Origin of the sequence: Bacillus sp. UNC322MFChir4.1 (genome assembly GCF_000746135.1) — a bacterium.
In the GTDB taxonomy this organism is placed as follows: Bacteria; Bacillota; Bacilli; order Bacillales; family Bacillaceae_G; genus Bacillus_A.
Genome location: NZ_JQKQ01000001.1, coordinates 139,161 through 160,108, shown reverse-complemented (window position 1 = coordinate 160,108; position 20,948 = coordinate 139,161). Strand labels below are relative to the sequence as shown.

General features: G+C 38.0%; 20 protein-coding genes and 1 other annotated feature. All 20 genes read left to right on the top strand.

Translation table 11 applies throughout. From position 1 onward, the window contains the following. The first annotated feature begins 114 nt into the window (after positions 1–114). Positions 115–894: an RNA polymerase sporulation sigma factor SigG gene (gene sigG, locus BR72_RS00725; protein WP_035429129.1), complete on the top strand. Its 780-nt coding sequence runs from the start codon at positions 115–117 to the stop codon at positions 892–894. Between the two features lie 463 nt (positions 895–1,357). Then, a complete protein-coding gene (locus BR72_RS00720) occupies positions 1,358–1,636 on the top strand; it encodes a YlmC/YmxH family sporulation protein (RefSeq protein ID WP_035429127.1) in 279 nt (92 codons plus the stop codon). A 115-nt stretch (positions 1,637–1,751) separates the two neighbouring features. Continuing rightward, on the top strand, positions 1,752–2,570 hold the full coding sequence (pgeF, locus tag BR72_RS00715) for a peptidoglycan editing factor PgeF (RefSeq protein WP_035429125.1): 819 nt from the start codon (positions 1,752–1,754) through the stop codon (positions 2,568–2,570). Next, positions 2,567–3,241, top strand: a complete 675-nt coding sequence (locus tag BR72_RS00710) for a YggS family pyridoxal phosphate-dependent enzyme (RefSeq protein WP_035429123.1) — start codon at positions 2,567–2,569, stop codon at positions 3,239–3,241. Before pgeF ends, BR72_RS00710 begins: the two co-directional genes overlap by 4 nt. A 19-nt stretch (positions 3,242–3,260) precedes the next feature. Further along, on the top strand, positions 3,261–3,722 hold the full coding sequence (locus BR72_RS00705) for a cell division protein SepF (protein ID WP_035429121.1): 462 nt from the start codon (positions 3,261–3,263) through the stop codon (positions 3,720–3,722). A gap of 6 nt (positions 3,723–3,728) precedes the next feature. Continuing rightward, positions 3,729–3,995, top strand: a complete 267-nt coding sequence (locus tag BR72_RS00700) for a YggT family protein (protein ID WP_035429119.1) — start codon at positions 3,729–3,731, stop codon at positions 3,993–3,995. A 10-nt stretch (positions 3,996–4,005) separates the two neighbouring features. Then, the gene (locus BR72_RS00695) at positions 4,006–4,779 is read left to right on the top strand and encodes a YlmH family RNA-binding protein (RefSeq protein WP_035429117.1); all 774 of its coding nucleotides are present in this window, start codon (positions 4,006–4,008) and stop codon (positions 4,777–4,779) included. A gap of 92 nt (positions 4,780–4,871) precedes the next feature. Beyond that, a complete protein-coding gene (divIVA, locus tag BR72_RS00690) occupies positions 4,872–5,378 on the top strand; it encodes a septum site-determining protein DivIVA (RefSeq protein ID WP_035429114.1) in 507 nt (168 codons plus the stop codon). 51 nt (positions 5,379–5,429) lie between these two features. Continuing rightward, positions 5,430–5,649: a binding site (T-box leader), on the top strand. A gap of 80 nt (positions 5,650–5,729) precedes the next feature. Beyond that, positions 5,730–8,495, top strand: coding sequence for an isoleucine--tRNA ligase (gene ileS / locus BR72_RS00685; protein WP_035429112.1), 2,766 nt, complete (start codon positions 5,730–5,732; stop codon positions 8,493–8,495). Positions 8,496–8,625: 130 nt separating this feature from the next. Next, positions 8,626–8,958 carry a TraR/DksA C4-type zinc finger protein gene (locus tag BR72_RS00680; protein WP_035429109.1) on the top strand — a complete coding sequence of 111 codons (333 nt, stop codon included), beginning with the start codon at positions 8,626–8,628 and terminating at the stop codon, positions 8,956–8,958. A gap of 121 nt (positions 8,959–9,079) precedes the next feature. Next, the gene (gene lspA / locus BR72_RS00675; RefSeq protein WP_035429106.1) at positions 9,080–9,538 is read left to right on the top strand and encodes a signal peptidase II; all 459 of its coding nucleotides are present in this window, start codon (positions 9,080–9,082) and stop codon (positions 9,536–9,538) included. Positions 9,539–9,541: 3 nt separating this feature from the next. Then, entirely contained in the window at positions 9,542–10,450 is a 909-nt protein-coding gene (locus BR72_RS00670) for an RluA family pseudouridine synthase (protein ID WP_035429104.1), read from the top strand. Between the two features lie 206 nt (positions 10,451–10,656). Then, positions 10,657–11,214, top strand: a complete 558-nt coding sequence (pyrR, locus tag BR72_RS00665; protein WP_035429102.1) for a bifunctional pyrimidine operon transcriptional regulator/uracil phosphoribosyltransferase — start codon at positions 10,657–10,659, stop codon at positions 11,212–11,214. Between the two features lie 136 nt (positions 11,215–11,350). Beyond that, positions 11,351–12,634, top strand: a complete 1,284-nt coding sequence (locus BR72_RS00660) for a solute carrier family 23 protein (protein WP_035429100.1) — start codon at positions 11,351–11,353, stop codon at positions 12,632–12,634. 148 nt (positions 12,635–12,782) lie between these two features. Continuing rightward, complete coding sequence (locus tag BR72_RS00655; protein ID WP_035429099.1) at positions 12,783–13,697, top strand: aspartate carbamoyltransferase catalytic subunit; 915 nt, start codon at positions 12,783–12,785, stop codon at positions 13,695–13,697. After that, the gene (gene pyrC, locus BR72_RS00650) at positions 13,681–14,967 is read left to right on the top strand and encodes a dihydroorotase (RefSeq protein ID WP_035429097.1); all 1,287 of its coding nucleotides are present in this window, start codon (positions 13,681–13,683) and stop codon (positions 14,965–14,967) included. Before BR72_RS00655 ends, pyrC begins: the two co-directional genes overlap by 17 nt. Then, on the top strand, positions 14,964–16,061 hold the full coding sequence (locus tag BR72_RS00645) for a carbamoyl phosphate synthase small subunit (protein ID WP_035429095.1): 1,098 nt from the start codon (positions 14,964–14,966) through the stop codon (positions 16,059–16,061). The genes pyrC and BR72_RS00645 overlap by 4 nt, the downstream gene beginning before the upstream one ends. Further along, positions 16,046–19,264: a carbamoyl-phosphate synthase large subunit gene (carB, locus tag BR72_RS00640; RefSeq protein WP_035429093.1), complete on the top strand. Its 3,219-nt coding sequence runs from the start codon at positions 16,046–16,048 to the stop codon at positions 19,262–19,264. The genes BR72_RS00645 and carB overlap by 16 nt, the downstream gene beginning before the upstream one ends. Further along, positions 19,261–20,040 (top strand): dihydroorotate oxidase B electron transfer subunit, encoded by a 780-nt coding sequence (gene pyrK / locus BR72_RS00635; protein ID WP_035429092.1) that lies wholly within the window; start codon positions 19,261–19,263, stop codon positions 20,038–20,040. The genes carB and pyrK overlap by 4 nt, the downstream gene beginning before the upstream one ends. Continuing rightward, positions 20,037–20,948 (top strand): dihydroorotate oxidase B catalytic subunit, encoded by a 912-nt coding sequence (gene pyrD / locus BR72_RS00630; protein ID WP_035429089.1) that lies wholly within the window; start codon positions 20,037–20,039, stop codon positions 20,946–20,948. The genes pyrK and pyrD overlap by 4 nt, the downstream gene beginning before the upstream one ends.

Here is a 20,948-nt window from a genome sequence, read left to right as displayed (position 1 = left end):
TTATAAAGAATGTAGGTTTCATTTGATAAAGTGAGACAAATGAATTAATGCATAAAATTCCCTCCAAAGGAGATACTTTACACTGTACAGCAACTCCCGTTAGGAGGGAACACTTTGACGAGAAACAAAGTAGAAATTTGCGGTGTTGATACATCAAAACTTTCAGTACTAAAAAATGAAGAAATGCGACAGCTATTTCGAGAAATGCAAAGCGGCGATATAAGCGCAAGGGAGAAACTAGTAAACGGAAACTTACGTCTTGTACTGAGCGTCATCCAAAGATTTAACAACAGAGGGGAGTTTGTTGATGATTTATTTCAAGTGGGCTGTATTGGACTTATGAAATCCATTGATAATTTTGATTTAGGTCAAAATGTTAAATTTTCAACATATGCTGTACCAATGATTATCGGAGAGATTCGAAGATATTTACGTGATAATAATCCAATACGAGTATCACGTTCTTTGCGAGATATTGCGTATAAAGCATTACAAGTACGCGAAAAACTCATTGCTGAAAATTCGAAGGAGCCAACAGCAATGGATATAGCAAAAGTACTTGATGTGACGCACGAAGAAATTGTGTTTGCACTTGATGCGATTCAAGACCCAGTTTCATTATTTGAGCCAATATACAATGATGGTGGAGATCCGATTTTTGTTATGGATCAATTAAGTGATGATAAACAAAGGGACGAGCAATGGGTCGAAGAGCTAGCGTTAAAAGAAGGAATGAAGAGATTAAATGAACGAGAAAAGATGATTATTCGCAAGCGTTTCTTTCAAGGAAAAACACAAATGGAAGTGGCTGAGGAAATTGGAATTTCTCAAGCACAAGTGTCGCGTCTTGAAAAATCAGCAATTAAACAAATGAATAAAACAATTCAAGGCTAAGAAACTGACTTCAAAAGGCGCATAAGTGCCTTTTGAAGTCAGTTCTTTTTTCGTTATCGACCACTCTTTAGAATATATCGGCGCTTTTCACAATATATCGGCGTTTCGGCACAATATAAAGACCGTTCGACGATATTCGACATACAAGTAGTCAATTCGCTGAGCTGAATCATACCGAAAAGTGAATTTTTTAGTCAGCCACTTTCATGTAAGAATTAAGAGGGGAGATTCTGTTCATAGGAAAGGTTTCATATTCATATAATGGCTATAAAGAAAAGATTTTGTACGTGAAGGGACGGATTCTCTACTAATGATTATACTAACAGGCCTCATCTCAAGAGGCGGAGAGAGCCAAAGAAGTTAGGTAGGAAGGAAAAAACTTATTGATGGAAGTTTTACTTCATTTTTTAATTGAGGTGAATTTGCGATTGTCAGTTAAATATGTGACAAGGAGTGGATTGTAATGATACGTATTTCAGAATTTCAAATGAAAGATGTTGTCAATGTATCCGACGGAAAAAGGCTTGGAAACATTGGAGATATCGATATTGATATGAGAACAGGGAAGATTCAGGCAGTTATCATTACAAAGCAAGGGAAAATGTTAGGGTTATTTGGAAAAGAAGAGGAATTAGTAATCCCTTGGAAACAAATTGTGAAAATAGGGGAAGATGTAATATTAGTTCGAGCGGATCATGTTCCTACTGTTACAGAAACAATACAAACACCGACAACTTTTTAAAGAATATTACAATTTTCTCTTTTTTTTTAGTTGTCATTATGGAAAAATAAAAGTATGGTAAAATAGACAGGAAGTACCATACTTTTTATGTTATTTTATTATAAGGAGCCTTTTTATGAGAGAACCATTTACATATAAGGACGATATGTTGTATTTACAAATATGGGAAGAACTGGGTCCTATCATAGCTGGATTTACCACAAAAGAAGGTGGAGTGAGTACTGGGGCGTTTCATTCAATGAATCTAGGACTGCACGTTCATGACAAAGTGGAAAATGTTCATGAAAATCGCCGTCTTTTAGCAGAAAAATTACAAGTTCCATTAGAAAATTGGATTTGTTCTGAACAAGTTCATGATCACCATGTTGCAAAAGTGGGCAAACAAGAGAAAGGAAAAGGTGTCTTTTCCTATGAAGACGGTATCCCAAATACCGATGGCATATATACAAATGATACAGATGTGTTATTAACATCTTGTTATGCGGATTGTGTACCACTCTATTTTTATGCACCATCTTATAGAATGATTGGACTTGCACATGCTGGCTGGAAAGGAACCGTAAAAGGAATTGCGAGTGAAATGATCGGTAAGTGGAAAAATGAAGGCATACCGCTTGATGATATACACGTTGCTATCGGTCCATCTATTGGAGCGTGTTGTTATGTTGTAGATGAGCGTGTATTATCTGCTGCTAAGCAGGTGCTTCATGGCTCCGTACCGTATGACATGATTTCTACTGGACAATATGCACTAGATTTAAAAGAAATAAATCGTTTGCTATGTTTACAAGCTGGGATTAAAGAAGAGAACATTGTTATGTCTTCTCTTTGTACAAGCTGTGAAACGCAATTATTTTTCTCACATCGCCGCGACCATGGAAAGACAGGAAGAATGCTTAGTTTTATTGGTTTTAAGGAGGATGGAAAACAGTGACAGTACAAGAGAATTTAGCATACATTCAACAAGAAGTTGAAAGAGCATGCCAACGAGTGAATCGATCTTTAGACGAAATTACACTTGTTGCTGTTACAAAAACAGTAGGGATTGAAAAAACCAATGAAGTGTTACAAGCTGGGCTTGTACATCTTGGAGAAAATCGTAATGAAGGTTTTTTACAGAAGTATGAGTATTTTGGAGACAAAGCGACGTGGCATTTTATCGGTTCATTGCAATCTAGAAAAGTAAAAGAGGTTGTAAATGAGATTGATTATTTACATTCACTTGATCGTCTTTCCCTTGCAAAAGAAATTCAAAAACGAAGAGCGAAACCTATTCGCTGCTTTGTGCAGGTAAAAACCTCAGCAGAAGAGTCTAAACAAGGGTTAGATATAGAAGAGACCATTGAGTTTATTTACAACTTACAACAATTTGATAAAATTGAAGTTGTTGGACTGATGACAATGGCACCTTACACAGACGATGAAATGCAAATTCGTAGTTGTTTTCAGATGTTGCGTAAACTGCAAAAGCAAGTACAAGATTTAAACCTATCGTATGCTCCGTGTACGGAGTTATCAATGGGAATGTCGAATGATTATACAATTGCAATTGAAGAGGGCGCTACTTTTATTCGTTTGGGAACGATTTTAGTGGGAAAAGAATAAAAGGAAGGAGAATTTGATTATGAGTTGGTCAAAAGTAAAGTATTTCTTTTTTGACACACCAGAAGAGCGGGAAGCGCACTATGCTTACGAAAAGGAGCAAAATGAAATGAAAAAACAGCAGGACCCAGAGCAGGATATTCCTCTTGCAAAGATACAAACGAAACAAAACGTAGTAAGCATTGAAACAGCAAAACAATCTTCAAAAGTTGTTTTATTAGAACCCCGTACTTACTCAGAAGCACAGGGGATTGCCGATCATTTGAAAGGCCGTCGTGCAGTTGTAATTAATTTGCAACGTATGTCTACAGATCAAGCGGTGCGTATCGTTGACTTTTTAAGTGGAACTGTATATGCAGTAGGCGGGGATATTCAAAAGTTAGGCCCAAAAACATTTATATGTACGCCAGATAATGTAGATATTGTTGGGGCAATTTCTGAATTGTTTGGTGAAGATGAAGAAACAAATATAAAAAGGTGGTAGTGCACTATGATGGTAATTTTTCAAATTTTGTACTATCTATTCGAAATTTATTCATTTGCGCTTATTGTTTATATCCTTTTATCCTGGGTTCCGGGAGCTAGAGAGTCAACATTTGGTGATTTCCTAGCCCGTATTTGTGAGCCGTATTTAGAACCGTTTCGGAGGTTTATTCCACCATTAGGTGTAATTGATATTTCTCCAATTGTGGCGATTCTTGTACTACGTTTTGCAAAATCAGGATTGGTACGTGTATTTGAATTCTTTTTGATATAGGGAAATATAGATGAGCATCTATGAACATTTTAGACCTGAAGAAACAGTTTTCGTTGATAAAGTATTAGAATGGAAGCAAGCAGCAGAAGAATACCATCAAGTAAAACTTACTGATTTTCTTGATCCGCGAGAACAACAAATTGTTTCTATGATTGTTGGACATCAAGGTGATGCTGCATTTCAGTTATACGGGGCTACCCCGAGTGCAGAAAGAAAACGGGCGTTAATTTATCCCGATTACTTTCTGCCGAATGCAGAAGAGTTTCAAATAGAAATATTAGAAATTGACTATCCTTCTAAATTTTATACGCTAGAGCATCGTCAAATATTAGGAGCATTTATGTCTCTTGGCTTAAAGCGGGAGAAATGCGGAGATATTTGGCTTCAGAACAATCGTGCCCAAATTGTAGTTGCAAAAGAAGTTGTGTCGTATATAGAAATGAATTTACAATCAATTGGAAAAACAAAAGTATCATTATCACCTGTGTCAATTGATCGTGCATTACATATAGAAGATCAGTGGGATGAAAAGTCAGGTACCGTCCCGTCACTTCGATTAGATGTACTGCTATCAGAAATGTTTCATCTATCTCGACAAAAGGTACAGCCATTCATTAAAAATGGTCTTGTGAAAGTAAACTGGAAAGTCGTTGATCGATCTGCTTATGAATGTTTTCCGGGAGATGTATTTTCTGTAAGAGGTCATGGTAGAGGTAAATTACTCGCTGCTGAGGGAAAAACAAAGCGCGATAAATGGAGAATTTTGTATGGGACTTTAAAATGATTTCTTTTTTTAGAAGGAAAATCTCCCATTTTGTCGAAGAAAAGATATAATTAAAAAAGAAAATTTAGATAACCTACTTGGAGGTGGCGTTTGTGCCGTTAACACCGTTAGATATTCATAATAAAGAATTTAGTCGTGGTTTTCGTGGCTATGATGAGGATCAAGTAAATGAATTCCTTGATCAAATCATTAAAGATTATGAATTAGTAATTCGTGAGAAAAAATCATTAGAAGAAAAAGTTGCACAACTAGAAGGGAAATTAGATCATTTCTCCAATATTGAAGATACATTAAACAAATCTATCGTTGTAGCACAAGAAGCAGCAGAAGAAGTAAAGCGTAATGCACAAAAAGAAGCAAAGTTAATTGTTCGTGAAGCAGAAAAAAATGCAGACCGTATTGTTAACGAAGCGTTAGTAAAATCAAGAAAAGTGGCATTTGATATTGAAGAGCTGAAAAAGCAAGCAAAAGTGTTCCGTACGCGTTTCCGTATGCTAATAGAAGCGCAGCTTGAAATGTTAAACAATGACGATTGGGACAAGTTAATCGAGTTAGAAGAAGAAGTAGATGAGCTTCTTAAGAAAGAAGAAACTGTGTAAACTTGACGTTTTTCTCATTATTACATATAATTCTATACAACATAATTTTTTAGAAAAACGAAGATAGGGATAAGTACTTTTTTCATACCTTATATAGCGAACTGAGGGCGGTGGAAGCTCAGGATAAGGAGAGAATGGGAATATCACCCTGGAGTTCCTCGCTGAACAACAAAGTAAGCAGAGGCGTGTATTCGCGTTAAGAATATAAAGAGGATTACTATATGTAGTAGTCTACTAGGGTGGTACCGCGGGAGACCTTCTCGTCCCTTTTTGGGGATGAGAAGGTCTCTTTTTTATTCCATTTATTTAGAAAAAGTGTCAATCTTTTATATATTCAAGGAGGAATTAAGTATGGAGTATAAAGATACATTATTAATGCCAAAAACAGAATTTCCAATGCGTGGGAATTTACCGAAACGTGAGCCTGTTATGCAAGAAAAATGGGCTGAAGTGAACATTTATGAAAAAGTACAAGAACGTACAAAAGAACGTCCGCTGTTTGTACTGCATGATGGACCGCCATATGCGAATGGTGACATTCATATGGGACATGCGTTAAATAAAGTATTAAAAGACTTTATTGTTCGTTTTAAATCAATGACGGGATACTGTGCACCATATGTACCAGGTTGGGATACACACGGACTACCAATTGAGCAAGCCTTAACAAATAAAGGTGTTAAGCGTAAAGAAATGACAGTTGCTGAATTCCGTAAACTTTGTGAAGAATACGCATACGAGCAAGTAAATCGTCAGCGCGAGCAATTTAAACGTTTAGGTGTACGCGGTGATTGGGATAATCCATACATTACATTAGAGCCAGCATATGAAGCACAGCAAATTAAGGTATTCGGCGAAATGGCGAAAAAAGGTTATATCTATAAAGGACAAAAACCTGTTTACTGGTCTCCAACAAGTGAATCTGCATTAGCAGAAGCAGAAATTGAATATAAAGATAAAAAATCTGCATCTATTTATGTAGCATTCCCTGTAAAAGATGGAAAGAATGTTTTAGAGGGTGATGAGAAGTTCATCATTTGGACAACAACACCTTGGACGTTACCAGCTAACTTAGGTATTTCTGTTCATCCAGAACTTGAATATAGTGTTGTGAAAGTAAATAATGAAAAATATATTATCGCTTCTGAACTATTTGAAACAGTTACGAAAACATTAGAGTGGGAAAATGCTGAAGTTGTGAAAACAGTAAAAGGTAGCGAGCTTGAATATACAACGGCGAAACATCCATTCTACGACCGTGATTCTCTTGTAATGCTTGGTGAACATGTCACGACAGATGCTGGTACAGGTTGTGTACATACAGCACCTGGGCACGGGGAAGATGACTTCCTTGTTGGAAAGAAATACGGTTTAGAAGTTCTTTGTCCAGTTGATGATAAAGGTGTATTAACAAGTGAAGCTCCAGGGTTTGAAGGACTATTCTATGATAAGGCAAATAAACCAATTACAGAAAAATTAGAAGAGGTTGGTGCGTTATTAAAGTTAACATTTATTACGCATTCTTATCCACATGACTGGAGAACGAAACAACCAATTATTTTCCGAGCAACTGCGCAATGGTTTGCGTCTATTGAAGCGTTCCGCAGTGAATTATTACAAGCTGTAGAGGAAACAAAATGGGTGCCAGCTTGGGGAGAAACACGTCTTCATAACATGGTTCGTGATCGCGGTGACTGGTGTATTTCTCGTCAACGTGCATGGGGTGTTCCGATTCCTGTATTCTATGCAGAAAATGGTGAACCAATTATTACAGATGAGACAATTAATCATGTAGCAGCGTTATTCCGTGAACATGGTTCGAATGTATGGTTTGAACGTGAAGCGAATGATTTATTACCAGAAGGATTTACACATCCATCTAGTCCAAATGGTGAGTTCCGTAAAGAAACAGATATTATGGACGTATGGTTTGATTCAGGTTCTTCTCATCAAGCTGTCCTAGAAGAGCGCGAAGACTTACAACGTCCAGCTGATTTGTACTTAGAAGGATCTGACCAATATCGTGGCTGGTTTAACTCTTCGTTATCAACAGCAGTTGCGGTAACAGGTAAAGCACCATATAAAGGCGTTTTAAGTCATGGCTTCGTACTAGACGGTGAAGGTCGTAAAATGAGTAAATCTATCGGGAATATTGTTGTACCGAAGAAAATCATGGATCAATTAGGTGGAGATATTTTACGCCTATGGGTATCTTCTGTTGATTATCAATCTGATGTACGTATTTCAGATGATATTTTAAAACAAGTAGCAGAAGTATATCGTAAAATCCGTAATACATTCCGTTTCTTATTAGGAAACTTAGCTGACTTTAATCCAAGTCAAGATGCAGTAGCAAAAGCTGAACTACGTGAAGTAGATCGTTACATGCTAGTGAAATTAAATGACTTAATTGCAAAAGTAAAAGATGCTTATGAAACATATGAATTTGCTGCTGTATATCATGCGATTCATAACTTCTGTACAATTGATTTAAGTTCATTCTATTTAGATTTTGCAAAAGATATTTTATATATCGAAGCAGAAAATAATCATGAGCGTCGTGCAATTCAAACGGTACTATATGATGTACTTGTTTCATTAACAAAACTTGTAACGCCAATTTTACCGCATACAGCAGATGAAGTATGGCCGTATATCCCTGAAGTAGTAGAAGAGAGCGTCCAATTAACTGATATGCCGGAAGTTGTAGAAGTAGAGGATGCTGAAGAGTTAAAAGGAAAATGGGATGCATTTATGACACTTCGCGATGACGTACTAAAAGCGTTAGAAGATGCACGTAATGCAAAAGTAATTGGTAAATCATTAAATGCAAGTATCACACTTTATCCAACAGCAGAAATGAAAGAATTGTTACAATCCATTACAGAAGATGTGAAACAATTATTTATCGTTTCTGAGTACCATCTTGGTGGAACGATGGAAGAAGCACCAGCTGATGCACCGAAATATGAACATACAGCTGTTGTTGTAGCGCAAGCAACTGGTGAAACATGTGAACGTTGCTGGGTTGTCTCTGAAACAGTAGGAAGTAATGCGGACCATCCAACATTATGTAAGCGTTGCGGAGAAGTTGTAACTGAACATTATGTAAAATAATGCAATGAGGAAAATCGACTGCATACAAGGCAGTCGATTTTTTTCTTCCTTGGAAGGAAAAATGTGTGTGCGGTAATCGAGTGTGTTTCGGATAAACTAACGATACATTCCAGCCGGGAGGGACGCACTTGTGACTGACACATACATGGAAATTCAAGCAGAACTACAATTAATGAAGCGAGAATTACAGGAGAGATTAGCTAAAGAAGAGTTGTATGCGTATGATGTGGAATTTGGTCAGGAATTGCTATTTATAGCGAAAACAGATATGAAAAATAAATTATTATTGCATGATATGAGGGAAGATTTAAAAGATGTAGAGCGAGCGCTTTGGAAAATGGAAATAGGGATGTATGGAATTTGTGAGGAAACCGGACAACAAATGACACTTAGACAATTAAAGGGGATGCCGACAGCACGTACAATTTATGAGTGCTTTTATGAAAAAGTAAAAACACTTTAAAGACAACAATATTATATTACCTAGTTCATTTTATTTTATGCTCCAATGCGATGCTTCATTGTGAAAACATAGCAGCTATGCTAAAATTTTGAGGTATACTGTCATTGTGGGGGAAACGAAAATGATATATTATTTAATAGCATTATTTGTGATTGCCATTGATCAAGTATCAAAATGGATTATCGTGAAGGAAATGGAGTTAGGTGAGAGCATTCCGATTATTGATAATGTGCTGTATATAACGTCTCACCGCAACCGCGGAGCTGCATGGGGTATTCTAGAAAATAAAATGTGGTTCTTTTACGTTATTACGGTTATCTTTGTAATCTTTATTCTGTTTTATATGAAGAAATATGCAAAGACAGACAAGCTTCTCGGTATTTCGCTGGGGCTTATTTTAGGCGGGGCAATTGGTAATTTTATTGATCGTGTCGTACGAAAAGAGGTTGTTGATTTTATTCATACGTATATTTTTTCGTATAACTTCCCAGTGTTTAACGTTGCGGACTCGGCATTATGTGTAGGAGTGGCGTTAATTATTATTCAAACATTACTAGAAGGAAAGAACATAAAGGAGTAAATAATGAGCGAAGTAGTACAAGTAACAGTTTCAGAAGAGCAAAAGAATGAACGGATTGATAAATTTGTTGCTGGAGTGAATAATGAATGGTCTCGTTCACAAGTACAGCAATGGATTAAAGATGGTGTTGTAACGGTAAATGGAAAAGACGTTAAAGGGAATTATAAAGTAAAAACAAATGATGAAATTATAGTTACCATTCCAGAACCAGAAGAACTTGATATCCAGGCCGAAGATATGAATTTGGAAATTCATTATGAGGATGCTGATGTATTGGTTGTAAATAAGCCGCGTGGCATGGTTGTACATCCAGCCCCGGGACACACAAGTGGTACACTTGTAAATGGTCTTATGTATCATTGCACAGATTTATCAGGTATAAATGGTGTAATGCGCCCAGGGATTGTGCATCGCATTGATAAAGATACATCTGGGTTATTGATGGTGGCAAAAAATGATATGGCACATGAGGCGCTTGTTAACCAGCTTGTAGCAAAGACGGTAACAAGACGTTATCAAGCAATTGTTCATGGTGTTATTCCACATGATAAAGGAACGATTGATGCGCCAATTGGTCGTCATAAACAAGATCGTCAAAGTATGACCGTTGATGAAAATGGAAAACATGCTGTGACTCATTTCCGAGTATTAGAACGTTTTAATAACTTCACTCATGTGGAGTGTCAATTAGAAACAGGCCGCACGCATCAAATTCGTGTACATATGAAATATATTGGTTATCCACTTGCAGGTGATCCGAAATATGGTCCGAAGAAAACATTTGATATAAATGGTCAAGCTTTGCATGCAGGTATTTTAGGTTTTATTCACCCGCGTACAGGTGAATATTTAGAATTTGAAGCACCAGTTCCACAAGTTTTTGTAGAGCTTCTAAATGATTTACGAAAATAATATTGACAATCGTTATAAAAACTGACATAATAACATCAGTTGAATAAGTCCTTTAACACAACCCCGTGAGGTTGAGAAGGTAACGGTTTGAAATGCATAGGGTATCTTTATATCCTTTTTCAGAAACCCCTCTCGCACACGACGGCGAGAGGGGTTTTTTTATACCATTCCTCTCACGCAAGAAAAAAAGCCTGGAGGTGAAGAACATGAAAGAAAAAGCAGTGGTACTAGATGATCAAATGATTCGCCGCGCTTTAACACGCATTAGTCATGAAATTGTAGAACGTAATAAGGGTGTTGAAAATTGTGTTCTAGTTGGCATTAAAACACGCGGCATTTTCATCGCTCAACGTTTAGCAGAACGAATTGGTCAAATTGAAGGAAAAGAAATGGCCGTCGGTGAATTAGACATTACGTTATATCGTGATGACTTGACTTTGCAATCTAAAAACAAAGAACCGCTTGTAAAAGGTTCAGACATTCCAGTTGACATTACAAATAAAAAAGTCATTCTTGTTGATGACGTATTATATACAGGAAGAACAGTGCGAGCTGCTATGGATGCATTGATGGATATCGGTAGACCATCACAAATTCAGTTAGCTGTTCTTGTAGATAGAGGTCACCGTGAACTGCCAATTCGCGCTGATTATGTTGGGAAAAACATTCCAACATCAAGCGAAGAGCGTATTGAAGTAGACCTTCGAGAAACAGATAAACAAGATCGAGTAAGCATATACGAAAAAAAAATAAAGCCCTTTTAAATGTAGTCCCGTGAGGCTGCCAAAGGGTCTTGACTTTCATATGTCTAATTTGACATACGTAAGTATAGGACTCTTTGTGCATAGTCACAAAGAGTTTTTTTATTGCAAGTTTTCAACATTGGAGGAGGAGATAACAATGGAACAAAAGCCAGTGTTAGATATTCATGAAGTACCAAAGCCAGGAAAATGGTTATTGTTAAGTATACAGCATTTATTCGCTATGTTCGGGGCAACGGTGCTTGTTCCATTTTTAACAGGATTAAATCCAGCAGTTGCTTTAATTTCAAGTGGACTCGGAACGTTAGCATTCTTGCTTGTGACGAAAGGGCAAGTACCTGCTTACCTCGGATCATCGTTTGCATTCATTGCACCAATTATTACAGCAAAAGCAGCAGGCGGTCCAGGAGCAGCTATGCTTGGCGGAATGATGGCAGGACTTGTTTACATGTTGATTGCACTTGGCATTAAAAAGTCTGGATCGAACTGGATTATGAATCTCTTACCACCAATTGTAGTTGGTCCAGTTGTTATGGTAATTGGACTTGGGCTTGCGCACACAGCGGTAAATATGGCAATGAATAATGCAGATGGAAAATATAGCTTTACACACTTTTCAGTTGCGCTCGTAACATTAGCAATTACAATCATCTGCTCGATTTTTGGAAGAGGCTTCTTTAGCATCATACCAGTATTAATTGGAATCATAGGTGGTTATATCTTTGCCTACTTCCAAGGCTTAGTCGACTTGAAACCAGTGGTAGAAGCAAAGTGGTTCGACGTGCCAGACTTCATCGTACCATTTGTCACATATACACCAGAGTTTTCGTGGAAAATCGTCCTAGTCATGGTACCAGTTGCGATTGTAACGATTTCAGAACATATCGGACATCAAATTGTACTTGGAAGTGTTGTAAATAGAGACTTGATTGAAACTCCTGGTTTGCATCGCTCTATTATGGGAGACGGCATTGCAACATTTATCGCGTCCACAATTGGAGGACCGCCAAATACAACGTATGGTGAAAATATTGGAGTACTTGCGATTACTAGAGCATATAGCGTGTACTTGTTCGTCGGATCAGCAGTATTTGCGATTATCTTCGGGTTTATTGGGAAAATCTCAGCACTTATCCATTCGATTCCAACGCCGGTAATGGGTGGTGTATCAATCTTACTCTTCGGTGTGATTGCATCAAGTGGTTTACGCATGTTAGTAGATGAGAAAATAGATTTAGGAGATAAGCGCAATCTAATGATTGCATCTGTCATACTAGTCATTGGAATAGGCGGTGCAGTGCTTCATATCGGCCAGTCTTTCCAGGTAGAAGGTATGGCTCTTGCAGCAATGGTGGGAGTACTGTTAAATCTAGTTTTACCTAAAATGAAAACGAAAAAACAATCAAAGCGAATTGCTTCATAAAGACAGCCTTTTAATTCAGTCCTGTGAGACGGAAAAGGGTGTGTAGTTTGTTACACCCTAGTCTCACATGGCTAGGGTGTTTTTATGCGGTTAATATAATAAAAATTCATATGTACTATTATAAAAATTAGAAAGATGAGGGATGACAATGAACCATTTGTTAACGATGAGTGAGTTATCGGAGCAGGAGATTTCAGAAATCCTAAAAGATGCAGAAGATTTCGCAAGCGGAAAGGGTATAAAAGCGACAGAGCAAACGTTTGTTGCAAATTTATTCTTTGAGAATAGTACAAGAACGCGTTTTAGCTTTGAAGTAGCAGAGAAGCGTTTAGGACTAGATGTTCTCGACTTTACAGCAGAATCTTCTAGCGTACAAAAAGGAGAAACATTGTACGATACGGTAAAAACACTAGAATCGATAGGAACAAAAGCTGTTGTCATCCGCCACGAGCAAGATCGCTATTTCGATGAGCTTAGAGAGCAAGTGAATATTCCAATCTTAAATGCAGGGGATGGATGTGGAAATCATCCAACACAATGCTTGCTTGATCTACTAACGATAAAACAAGAATTTGGAACATTTGAAGGACTGAAAGTGGCAATTGTTGGAGATATCAGTCATAGCCGGGTAGCGCGCTCAAATGCAGAGGCGTTAACGAAGTTAGGAGCAACTGTTTATTTTGCAAGTCCAGAAGAATGGAAAGATGAAACGAACACATTTGGAACGTACAAAGCATTAGACGAATTAGTTCCAGAAGTTGATGTAATGATGTTACTACGCGTGCAGCATGAGCGTCATGATCACTATGAAACAGATATTATGAAAGAGTATCATGAACAGCACGGTTTAACGATTGAACGTGAGAAACGCATGAAGCCAGGAAGCATTATTATGCACCCAGCACCTGTAAACCGTGATGTGGAAATTGCAAGTGAACTTGTCGAGTGTGAGCGCTCACGCATTTTTAAACAAATGGAAAACGGTGTTTATGTAAGAATGGCTGTATTAAAACGCGCATTACCAAATGTATTAGGAGGAATGAAACATGAATTATTTGTTTAAAAATGGTCGCTATGTAAATGAAGAGGGAACTATCGTCACAACAGACCTTCTCGTACAAGACGGTAAAATTGCGAAAGTAGCAGAAAATATCACTGCTGAAAATGTAGAAGTAATTGATGTAAATGGAAAATTAATTGCACCTGGGCTAATTGATGTACATGTACATCTTCGTGAACCGGGTGGTGAGCATAAAGAAACAATTGAAACAGGCACACTTGCGGCAGCAAAAGGTGGATTTACAACAATTTGTGCAATGCCAAATACACGTCCTGTACCAGACTGCAAAGAACATATGGAAGATTTGCAAAAACGAATTCAAGAAAAAGCACATGTAAATGTACTGCCATATGGCGCTATTACAGTACGCCAAGCAGGTTCTGAAATGACAGACTTTGAAACGTTAAAAGAACTCGGTGCATTCGCGTTTACTGATGATGGGGTAGGCGTACAAGATGCAAGTATGATGCTAGCTGCAATGAAGCGTGCAGCAAAATTAAATATGGCAGTTGTTGCACACTGTGAAGAAAATACGCTAATTAATAAAGGTTGTGTACATGAAGGGAAGTTTTCTGAGAAACACGGATTAAACGGTATCCCATCAGTATGTGAATCTGTACATATTGCCCGGGACATATTACTGGCGGAAGCAGCGGATTGCCACTATCACGTATGTCACGTAAGTACAAAAGGATCTGTACGCGTGATTCGTGATGCAAAACGTGCTGGAATTAAAGTAACAGCAGAAGTAACACCACATCACTTAGTATTATGTGAAGATGATATCCCATCGGCTGATCCAAACTTTAAAATGAACCCACCGCTTCGAGGAAAGGAAGACCAAGAAGCATTAATTGAAGGGTTATTAGATGGAACAATCGATATGATCGCAACAGATCATGCACCACATACAGCAGAAGAAAAAGCACAAGGTATTGAAAGAGCACCGTTTGGAATTACTGGTTTTGAAACAGCATTCCCATTACTTTATACAAACTTTGTGAAAAAAGGAATCATCACATTAGAACAATTGGTTCAATTCTTAACAGTAAAACCGGCAGATACATTTGGTTTAGAAGCTGGTCGCCTGCAAGAAGGAAGAGCAGCTGATATTACAATTATCGATTTAGAACAAGAAGAAGAGATTGACCCAGCAACATTCTTATCAAAAGGAAAAAATACGCCATTTACGGGCTGGAAATGTCAAGGATGGCCGATTATGACATTAGTTGACGGTAAGATCGCATGGCAAAAGGAGAGTGCATTAGTATGAAAAGACAGCTTATCTTAGAAGATGGAACAGTATTAATTGGAAAAGGTTTCGGAGGAGAAATCGAGAAGTCAGGTGAAGTTGTATTTACAACTGGAATGACTGGATATCAAGAAACACTATCTGATCCATCATACTGCGGTCAAATTGTAACATTTACGTACCCATTAATCGGAAACTACGGCATTAACCGTGATGATTTCGAATCAATTCATCCATCTGTAGATGGTTTAATAGTAAACGAAATTTGTGATCACCCATCTAACTTCCGTAATGAAATTTCGTTAGATGATTATTTAAAAGAAAGAAACATTCCAGGATTAGCAGGAATTGATACAAGAAAATTAACACGAAAAATTCGTCAATATGGAACATTACGCGGACGTCTTTGCAACATGGATGCGGATGTAGAGTACATCGTTAGCCAATTAAAAGAGACAGTCTTTACAGATCATGTGAAACGCGTATCAACAAAAGATCCATATCCAAGTCCAGGCCGTGGCCATCGCGTTGTACTTGTAGACTTCGGTATGAAGCATGGTATTTTACGAGAACTAAATAAACGTGATTGTGACGTAATCGTTGTACCATACAATACAACTGCCGAAGAAATTTTACGCCTTAGCCCAGATGGAATTATGTTAAGTAATGGACCTGGGGATCCAAAAGATGTACCAGAAGCAATTGAAATGCTAAAAGACATTATCGGAAAAGTACCATTATTTGGAATTTGCCTTGGGCATCAATTGTTCGCTCTAGCATCTGGTGCAAATACAAGCAAGTTAAAATTCGGTCACCGTGGTTTAAATCATCCAGTAAAGCATCTTGCAACTGGAAAAGTAGCCATTACTTCTCAAAACCATGGTTACGCAGTAGAAGAAGAATCAGTTAAAAGTACAGATCTTGAAATTACACATGTAGCTTTAAATGATGGAACAGTAGAAGGTCTTCGTCATACGAAGTTCCCAGCATTTACAGTACAATACCATCCAGAAGCTTCAGCAGGACCAGAAGATGCAAATGATTTATTCGAAGATTTCTTAACAATGATTGAAAACTTCAAGAAAGAAGGGGAAGAGTTATGCCAAAACGCCTAGACATTAACACAATTTTAGTAATCGGATCAGGACCTATTGTAATCGGGCAAGCAGCGGAGTTTGACTACTCTGGAACGCAAGCTTGTCAATCTCTTAAAGAAGAAGGTTACAAAGTAATCCTTGTAAACTCTAACCCAGCAACAATTATGACAGATACTGCAACAGCAGATAAAGTATACATTGAGCCATTAACATTAGAATTTGTAAGCCGTATTATTCGTAAAGAACGTCCAGATGCAATCTTACCAACATTAGGTGGCCAAACAGGCTTAAATATGGCGGTTGAACTTGCAAAATCAGGCGTACTTGACGAGTGCGGAGTTGAAATTTTAGGAACAAAATTATCAGCAATTGAGCAAGCGGAAGATCGTGATTTATTCCGTACATTAATGCAAGACTTAAACGAACCAGTACCACCAAGTGAAATTATTCATACGCTTGATGAAGCATATGAATTTGTAAAAGTAATTGATTATCCAGTTATCGTTCGCCCTGCATTTACGCTAGGCGGAACTGGCGGTGGTATTTGCCATAATGAAGAAGAGTTAATTGAAATTGTAACAAGCGGTTTAAAACATAGCCCAGTAACGCAGTGCTTATTAGAAAAAAGTATCGCAGGGTTTAAAGAAATCGAATACGAAGTAATGCGCGATGCAAGCGATAATGCGATTGTAGTATGTAATATGGAAAACATTGACCCAGTTGGTGTTCATACAGGAGATTCAATCGTTATTGCGCCTAGCCAAACATTAAGTGACCGTGAATATCAAATGTTACGTAATACTTCATTAAGAATTATTCGTGCATTAGGAATTGAAGGTGGATGTAACGTTCAGCTTGCACTTGATCCGCATAGTTTCCAATACTATGTAATCGAAGTAAATCCACGTGTAAGTCGTTCATCTGCATTAGCATCAAAAGCAACAGGATATCCAATTGCAAAATTGGCAGCAAAAATTGCAGTCGGCTTAACACTTGATGAAATTGTAAACCCGGTTACACAAAAAACATATGCATGCTTTGAACCAGCTTTAGACTATGTTGTTTCTAAAATTCCACGTTGGCCATTTGATAAGTTTGAGTCAGCAAACAGAACGCTTGGCACACAAATGAAAGCGACTGGGGAAGTCATGTCAATCGGTCGTAATTTAGAAGAATCATTATTAAAAGCAGTTCGTTCTTTAGAGCTTGGTATTTATCATTTAGAGCTTGATTACTTAAAAGAGCTTGATAAAGAAACAATGAAAAAACGTATTATAAAAGCAGATGATGAGCGTCTATTCGTTGTAGCAGAAGCAATTCGTCAAGGTGTAACGAAAGAAGAAATTAATGCATGGTGTGAAATGGACTTCTTCTTCTTACAAAAAGTTGAAAACATCGTAACTATGGAGCTTAACGTTAAAAACAATGTAGGCAATATGGAAGTATTACAAGAAGCAAAAGCAATGGGATTCAGTGATCATTACATCGCAGCTGCTTGGGGTAAAACAGAGCGTGAAGTTTACGATATGCGTAAAGAAAACGGCATGACACCAGTATTCAAAATGGTAGATACATGTGCGGCAGAATTTGAATCGGCAACGCCTTACTACTACAGCACATATGGTGATGAAAACGAATCAATCGTTACAGAGCGTAAAAGTGTAGTCGTTCTTGGCTCTGGTCCAATTCGCATCGGTCAAGGTGTCGAGTTTGACTATGCAACAGTTCATTCTGTATGGGCAATTAAAGAAGCTGGTTACGAAGCGATTATTATAAATAACAACCCAGAAACAGTTTCAACAGACTTTAGTATTTCAGATAAATTATATTTTGAACCACTTACAATTGAAGATGTAATGCACATCATCGATTTAGAACAACCAGAAGGTGTAATCGTTCAGTTTGGTGGACAAACAGCGATTAACTTAGCGGCAAAATTACAAGAGCGCGGCGTGAAAATTTTAGGTACATCACTAGAAGATTTAGACCGTGCAGAAGACCGTGATAAATTTGAAGCAGCTTTAACAGAGCTAGGTATCCCGCAACCAGTTGGTAAAACAGCAACGACTGTAGAACAAGCGGTAGCAATCGCTGAAGAAATTGGTTACCCAGTATTAGTAAGACCATCTTACGTACTTGGCGGACGTGCAATGGAAATTGTATATCGTCAAGAAGAACTACTGCACTATATGAAAAACGCAGTAAAAGTTCATGCAGATCATCCAGTATTAATTGACCGCTACATGGTTGGGAAAGAAATTGAAGTAGATGCAATTTCAGACGGTGAAAATGTATTCATTCCAGGTATTATGGAACATATTGAACGCGCTGGAGTTCACTCTGGTGACTCAATTGGAGTATACCCACCGCAAAGCTTATCTGCAAAACTGAAAGAACAAATTATCGAAAATACAATTGCACTTGGAAGAGGATTAAACATTGTTGGATTACTGAATATCCAGTTTGTAGTATTCAAAGATGAAGTGTATGTAATTGAAGTAAACCCACGTGCGAGCCGTACAGTACCATTCTTAAGTAAGATTACAGGTGTACCGATGGCGAATATCGCAACAAAAGTTATTTTAGGTCAAAATCTTGTAGAACAAGGTTATGAAACGGGATATCGCCCAGAAGAGAAAGAAGTATATGTAAAAGCTCCAGTATTCTCTTTTGCAAAATTACGTTCTGTTGATACAACATTAGGACCTGAAATGAAATCAACAGGGGAAGTAATGGGTAAAGATTTAACGCTTGAAAAAGCATTATATAAAGGACTTGTTGCTGCTGGAATCAATATTCCAACGCACGGATCTGTAATCATCACAGTAGCAGATAAAGATAAAGAAGAAGCACTAGAAATCGCTAAACGATTCCATGAAATTGGCTATAACTTATTAGCGACAGCAGGAACTGCGAAATCATTAACAGACCAAGGCGTTCCAGTCCAAGTTGTAAACAAAATTGATTCTGAAGACTACAACTTACTTGATATTATTCGCCAAGGAAAAGCGCAATTTGTTATTAACACATTAACAAAAGGAAAACAACCAGCGCGTGATGGCTTCCGTATTCGCCGTGAGTCTGTAGAAAATGGTGTAGCATGCTTAACATCATTAGATACAACAAGAGCAATTTTACGAGTACTAGAGTCTATGACATTTTCAGCTCACGCAATGAAAGAATTTGCAGGGTCTGAGCGTCAAGAGGTGGTACATGCATGATGCAAAAGCAAAATATGATTGTCGTTAACCAAACAGAAATCGCAAAAAACATTTATGAATTAGTGCTTCAAGGTGATATTGTACAGCAAATGAACGAACCAGGGCAGTTTGTACACATTAAAGTCGCAGAGGGCATCGCGCCCCTTCTGCGCCGCCCGATTAGTATTTGTAATGTCGATCAAGAGAAAAACGAATTTACAATGCTATACCGTGCAGAAGGACAAGGAACAAAAACATTAGCAAAGAAAAAGCAAGGTGAACTTGTAGATGTATTAGGACCATTAGGCCATGGATTTCCGGTAGAAGAAGCGGAGGCAAGGCAAACTGCTCTATTAGTAGGAGGCGGAATTGGTGTACCACCACTTTATGAGCTATCACAACGCCTTGTTGCAAAAGGAGTACGTGTCATTCATATCCTAGGTTTCCAAACAAAAGATGTTGTCTTCTACGAAGAGAAATTTGCAGAACTTGGTGATACGTACGTTGCAACAGTAGACGGCACGCATGGGACAAAAGGATTTGTAACAGATGTAATTGATGCATATGGAATTGATTTTGACATTCTTTACTCCTGCGGCCCACTTGCAATGTTACGTGCACTAGAAGGGCGTTATAAAGAGAAAAAAGCATACATTTCACTTGAAGAACGTATGGGCTGTGGTATTGGAGCGTGTTTTGCATGTGTATGCCACTTACAAGAAGATCCAAGTGGACATTCTTACAAGAAGGTGTGTAGCGACGGGCCAGTATTTCCAATCGGGGAGGTTGTACTATGAACAGATTGCAAGTTGAATTACCAGGATTATCATTAAAGAATCCAATCATCCCAGCATCTGGTTGCTTCGGGTTTGGTCGTGAGTATGCACAATTTTATGATTTAAGTGTACTTGGATCAATCATGATTAAAGCAACAACGGAACAACCTCGTTATGGAAATCCAACGCCTCGTGTTGCCGAAACACCGGGCGGAATGCTAAATGCAATCGGGCTTCAAAACCCAGGGTTAGAAAAGGTGATGACTTCAGAATTACCATGGCTAGAACAGTTTGATCTGCCAATTATTGCGAACGTTGCAGGATCACAAGCTGAAGACTATGTGGCAGTTGCGAAAGAAATTTCAAAAGCACCGAATGTTCATGCATTAGAATTAAATATTTCTTGCCCAAATGTGAAGACAGGTGGAATTGCTTTCGGTACAGTACCGGAAATTGCAGCAGATTTAACGAAACGTGTAAAAGAAGTATCTGAAGTTCCGGTATACGTAAAGCTATCACCAAACGTTGCAAACATTGTTGAGATTGCAAAAGCAATTGAAAACGCGGGAGCAGACGGGTTAACGATGATTAATACATTGCTTGGCATGCGTTTAGATTTAAAAACAGCAAAACCAATTTTAGCAAATCGTACAGGCGGACTATCTGGACCAGCGATTAAGCCAGTGGCAATTCGCATGGTGCACGAAGTGAGTCAAGCTGTTAACATTCCAATCATCGGAATGGGTGGTATCGAATCGGCGGAAGATGTAATTGAGTTCTTCTACGCTGGTGCAAGTGCAGTAGCAGTTGGAACAGCCAACTTCGTTGATCCGTTTGTATGTCCAACAATTATTGAAGAATTACCAGCACTTTTAGATGAATTAGGATTTGAACACATTTCAGAATGCCGTGGAAGGAGCTGGAAGTAA